Origin of the sequence: Paraburkholderia humisilvae (genome assembly GCF_902859855.1) — a bacterium.
Classification (GTDB): domain Bacteria; phylum Pseudomonadota; class Gammaproteobacteria; order Burkholderiales; family Burkholderiaceae; genus Paraburkholderia; species Paraburkholderia humisilvae.
In genome coordinates, this window is the sequence record NZ_CADIKH010000323.1 from 1 (window position 1) to 1,496 (window position 1,496).

The 1,496-nt window shown below is 60.7% G+C and carries 3 protein-coding genes; 1 reads left to right on the forward strand and 2 read right to left on the reverse strand.

The genetic code is table 11. The features are described from left to right. Window positions 1-142: 142 nt before the first annotated feature. Complete coding sequence (locus tag HV796_RS42260) at window positions 143-454, forward strand: hypothetical protein (RefSeq protein WP_175233547.1); 312 nt, start codon at window positions 143-145, stop codon at window positions 452-454. Here the strand turns inward: HV796_RS42260 and HV796_RS45250 are convergent, their stop codons facing one another. Both HV796_RS45250 and HV796_RS42265 read right to left on the reverse strand, forming a co-directional pair. Next, window positions 455-619, reverse strand: coding sequence for an SOS response-associated peptidase family protein (locus tag HV796_RS45250; RefSeq protein ID WP_246356401.1), 165 nt, complete (start codon window positions 617-619; stop codon window positions 455-457). Between the two features lie 18 nt (window positions 620-637). After that, window positions 638-1,156 (reverse strand): SOS response-associated peptidase family protein, encoded by a 519-nt coding sequence (locus HV796_RS42265; protein ID WP_246356402.1) that lies wholly within the window; start codon window positions 1,154-1,156, stop codon window positions 638-640. Window positions 1,157-1,496: the final 340 nt, after the last annotated feature.

Here is a 1,496-nt window from a genome sequence, read left to right on the forward strand (position 1 = left end):
CCGTTACCAGCGACGCACGATCGAGTAGGCTACTGCTGGCAGAACAGCAGGTCCCATCCATGTGCTATCGGCAGGACAGTTGCAATAGCGACTTTGCAGGTCGCACCTGTACGCATATACAGTATATCTGCGGAGCGTTCGTATGATCCTGCCCCCTTTCAAGCCGCCGAAATATGACGAATTACGCGCTTGGTACCGGCGGTATCAGTCCGACGACGTACGCCGCTTGATATTCGAGGTACAGGCCCAGCGCTACGCGCTGCCGAAGGTCCGCGCCGTTGCCGACGCATGCCGCATAGATACCGAGAACGACCAACCGCAAATTGTGCGCATGAAGAAGCTTAACCAGCTGCTTCGAATGATCGACGCTGAAATAAGCCGCGCGGACAAAATCTATAGGTCACCGCCGGTAGCGCATCCCAATGCGCCGACGCTTGTCGGGCGAGGCTCTTGATCAGCTGCCCGCGTCGTCGATCGGATCGTTGAATGTGGAGCTGTCATTGCCGGTCCGGTTGACGCCGGGCGACACCTTGAACCAGTGGAAGTCGTCGGAGGACTTGCCTGCATTGTTGGCGAGGTGGACTGCCTCGTCGAAGGTCGTCGCGGGATCGAGCCACACCTTTGCTTCCTCGAGCGGTCAGCACCAGCGGCCGTCGGTCATGGACGTCTCCAGCATGCCGCTTTCCGCCGGCGCGGTGACGATCACGAAGCCGTACACGACGCCCGGCGCCGCAGCGGACTCGCTGCTCGGACGCGCGCTGCTCAGCCCGGCGAAGTACACGGGCGGTCCTGTGTTCGCCTGGATGAAGTACGGCTGCTTTTTGCTCGCGACCGGCAACCACTCATACCAACCGTCGGCGGGCACCAGCACCCTACCCGACGTGAACAGGCTTTTCCATGTGCTCGTGCTCGCCTTGTCGAGCCGCGCGTTGACCATCATCGGCACCTTGCGCGTCACGGCCCACGCTGGCCGGAAGCCCCATGTTTCCAGCCGTGGACCTTTCGGGCCGATGATCGGCTGCTGGGTGCCCGGAGAAACGTTCCAGCTCGGCCTGAAGATCTCGGGCAGATCGGCAAAGCGCGGATCGAGCGCGTCGCTCATCAGCGGCTCGACGTAGAACAGATCCTTCTGACCGTGTGAGTATCGTCCGCACATCTGCGCCTCCGTCCGGATCTCCGCCCGGTGCCCGTGCGCCGCGTCGGAAAGCTTTCATTCTACTGATCGGAGCGACCACCTGCATCCGCCGAAAAACCGCCCGAAACGCCGCCTCGATAAAATTTGAGTTGTCTTTTTGCGTGTTTTGTGCAAAATGGTCATCCAAACAACGGAGGCGACCATGTTAGTCGAGTTCCGCGTCCGCAACTTCCGCTCCATCCGGGACGACATGTCCCTCAGCATGGTGGCAAGTTCGGACAAAGAAAAACGGGAATCGAACACGGTTCCCTCGGGGGCGGCAAGCGTGCCGGACCTTTTGCGTGTTGCATCGATCTACGGC

Excerpts from the sequence above, each read along its gene's own strand:
- HV796_RS42260 (WP_175233547.1), top strand. The coding sequence starts at position 143 with ATGATCCTGCCCCCTTTCAAGCCGCCGAAATATGACGAATTACGCGCT.
- HV796_RS42265 (WP_246356402.1), bottom strand. The coding sequence starts at position 1,156 with ATGTGCGGACGATACTCACACGGTCAGAAGGATCTGTTCTACGTCGAG.